Here is a 220-nt window from a genome sequence, read left to right as displayed (position 1 = left end):
CCGTTACGATCAAAACGCTGGGCAGAAAAGGGTCGCTCGGTTTCCGCTGAGGAATTGATCTCAATCAGCTTGCTCGCGGCCATTTTCACCCCAGCACGCTCTGCCAATACCGAGTAGGCGTATTCGATGGCGCCGGTGTCGCGATGCTCGGTTGGCGCACGGAATTTTACTAACCAATGCTGATAACCCGCAGGAAGTGCCTGAAAAGCTGTGCTGCACT

At 55.0% G+C, this 220-nt stretch carries 1 protein-coding gene; it reads right to left on the bottom strand.

Annotated elements, in window-relative coordinates; all coding sequences use genetic code 11:
- Positions 1 to 220, bottom strand: a 220-nt coding sequence (locus tag A6R74_RS01075; protein ID WP_165603335.1) for a HipA domain-containing protein, incomplete at both ends; no start/stop codon positions are given.

The sequence above is a fragment of the Halomonas sp. ALS9 genome (genome assembly GCF_001651035.1).
Lineage (GTDB): Bacteria > Pseudomonadota > Gammaproteobacteria > Pseudomonadales > Halomonadaceae > Vreelandella.
This window is presented reverse-complemented; position numbering and strand designations above follow the sequence as displayed.